A 2,601-nucleotide genomic window follows, 5' to 3' on the forward strand; every position below is an offset into this window, starting at 1 on the left:
TGTGAAATATGACGGAAAAGATGCAAGCATATGACGTGCAAAGCCGTCAGGCGCTTTTTGTGCGGTGTTGCCTTGATAATATCATTTTCCGATCTGCTGCGTATACTGCACCAGATTCCCGATACAGGCTTCAAACTCCACACCGTACCAGGGCGCCTGATCGTGGGGCAGGGTGTGAAGATCGTCTATAGTTGCCTGAATACAGTCTACTGTAAAGCGAATGGCAATGGAAAGTGCCTCCTGTATCGAAGCACCCCGAACCAGTGCGCCGGTCAGGACGCTGGCGAAAATATCTCCGGTGCCGTGCATCTGCTCCGGGACATGTTCCCGGAATGCGCTGTAGAACTGCCCGGTTTTGCTGTCGTAAGCGACAGCACCGTGATGGCTTTCGTCATAGCGAACGCCAGTAATCACAGCAGTGGAGCACCCCAGTTCCGTCAGACGGCGCAGATAAGACCGGATATCAGCTTCTGTGTAGGTTTCGGGATAGGGGATATCCAGCAGCAGGGATACCTCTGTGAGATTGGGGGTAATGACATCCGCTTTTCCGCAGAGCTTCCGCATTTCCAGGACGAAATCCGCCGTAAATCCGGCGTACAGCTTCCCGGCATCACCCATGACAGGATCTACCACAATGGTGGTACTGTCACTGCGGAAGGTGTCGAAGAATTCTGCAATGATCTGTACCTGTTCCCGTGAACCGAGATAGCCCGTGTAAATTCCGTCGAAGTGCAGCTTCAAGCCGTTCCAATGGGCAGCGATCTTCGGGATATCCGCAGTCAGATCCCGGAAAGTGTACCCTGTGAATCCTCCAGTATGGGTGGAGAGTACAGCGGTAGGGATCACTGCCGTTTCCACGCCCATGGCGGAGATCAGTGGGAGCGCTACTGTAGAAGAGCACTTCCCGAAGCAGGAGATATCCTGAATGGTGACAACTCGTTTCAACATAATATGTTTACGCTCCTTTGGACGTCTTTTGGGCATGGCGTTTGATGGCTTCAAAGCTCTCAGCACTAATGACGTGTTCCATGCGGCAGGCATCTTCTGCCGCTGTTTCGGGCGAAACACCCAGTGCCACCAGCCAGGTGGAGAGAAGGGTATGGCGTTCGTAGATGGTTTCTGCAATAGTACGCCCGGACTCTGTCAGGGTGATCTCGTTGTTCTTACTGACGGCAATATATCCGTTTTCCCGAAGATTTTTCATGGCAACGCTGACACTTGGCTTGGAAAAAGAAAGCTCGTTTGCAATATCAATGGCGTGTACACTTCCTTGTCGGTTGGATAGAATCAGGATTGTCTCCAGATAGTCCTCGGCAGATTTTTGTATTTTCAATCTTATGTTCCTCCGTCGCATAGCGTAATGATATGTGGGCAGATACATGTTTTTGTGAAGTATTTGTCCAAACAAGTTCTTACAGCTATTATAACATGGGACGGAAGAAATTGCAAGAATAAATTCGAATTCAGCGGGAAGATCAATGTTATGACACCTTTGGAATATTTGTTTCATGGAGCCCCTACATTGGCATGATATTGAAAGGCAAAACAAGAAAAATTTTGCGGTACTTCATAGGTTTCTGAATAGGTTATTCTGCCGCATCTCGTATCTGTGCAATGGCACTCTTTTCCAGACGGGAGACCTGCGCCTGTGAAATGCCGATTTCCTTTGCCACTTCTGTCTGCGTCTTGCCCTGAAAAAACCGCAGGTAGAGAATATTCTGCTCTCGCTTTCCGAGATTTCTTATGGCGTCCCGGAGAGACAACTCACCCAGCCAGCTTTCCATGGTATCCCGATCCTTGATCTGATCCAGTACATACAGCGTATCGCCGCCCTCGGAATAGACCGGTTCATAGAGAGAGACCGGATCGCTGACGCTTTCCAGTGCAATGACCACATCCTCCCGTTTTGCATCGATTTCCGCGGCAATTTCGCTGACGTTAGGTTCTCTTTGCAGGCTTGCCGTCAGCCGTTCTTTTGCCTGCATTGCCTGATATGCCAGATCACGGAGAGAGCGGCTGACCTTGATCTGATTGAAATCCCGGAGATAGCGCCGCAGCTCGCCGCTGATCATGGGAACGCAGTAGGTGGAGAAGCGCACTTCTTTTGAAAGGTCAAAATTGTTGATGGCTTTGATGAGTCCTACAACGCCGATCTGGAAGAGATCGTCAATATCCTCACCTCGTCCGGTGAACCTCTGGATCACGCTGAGCACCAGGCGAAGATTGCCCTTAATGAGTTTGTCCCGTGCCTCTTTGCTGCCGGTTTCCCGGATCTCACGGAGCAGCGCCATTTTTTCCTCTTCCTTCAATACGGTCAGATCGGCAGTGTTCATGCCGGAGATCATGACTTTCTGAAATGCCATAATGTTTCCTCCTTGTTGCCCCTTTTTCATTTCTATCTTTCCCCAAATGAAACAGCTTAAACCGGTTTTGGAACTGGAAAAAAACGGTGTCCGGATTTCTTGACACTTTATGACCTATCTGTTATAATAGAAGTGATTTCCAAAAACATATAGGGCAATACCGCACAAAGAGCGCCTAGCGGTTTTGCACGTCATATGCTTGCATCTTTTCCGTTATATTTCACAAAAATGCTCGTGA

Annotated in this window: 3 protein-coding genes; all 3 read right to left on the reverse strand. The window is 49.3% G+C overall.

What is annotated here, in order from left to right:
• Positions 1–81: 81 nt before the first annotated feature.
• Positions 82–948: a pyridoxamine kinase gene (locus Q0418_RS01510; protein WP_298481778.1), complete on the reverse strand. Its 867-nt coding sequence runs from the start codon at positions 946–948 to the stop codon at positions 82–84.
• Positions 949–955: 7 nt separating this feature from the next.
• Positions 956–1,333: a metal-dependent transcriptional regulator gene (locus Q0418_RS01515; RefSeq protein ID WP_298481779.1), complete on the reverse strand. Its 378-nt coding sequence runs from the start codon at positions 1,331–1,333 to the stop codon at positions 956–958.
• Positions 1,334–1,586: 253 nt separating this feature from the next.
• On the reverse strand, positions 1,587–2,363 hold the full coding sequence (gene sigG / locus Q0418_RS01520) for an RNA polymerase sporulation sigma factor SigG (protein WP_298481780.1): 777 nt from the start codon (positions 2,361–2,363) through the stop codon (positions 1,587–1,589).
• Between the last annotated feature and the right edge of the window lie 238 nt (positions 2,364–2,601).

The sequence above is a fragment of the uncultured Ruminococcus sp. genome (assembly GCF_937915125.1).
GTDB lineage: Bacteria > Bacillota > Clostridia > Oscillospirales > Ruminococcaceae > Ruminococcus_C.

What these genes read in the sequence shown, in the direction of transcription:
- Q0418_RS01510 (WP_298481778.1), bottom strand. Translation starts at nt 948, where the DNA reads ATGTTGAAACGAGTTGTCACCATTCAGGATATCTCCTGCTTCGGGAAG.
- sigG (WP_298481780.1), bottom strand. Translation starts at nt 2,363, where the DNA reads ATGGCATTTCAGAAAGTCATGATCTCCGGCATGAACACTGCCGATCTG.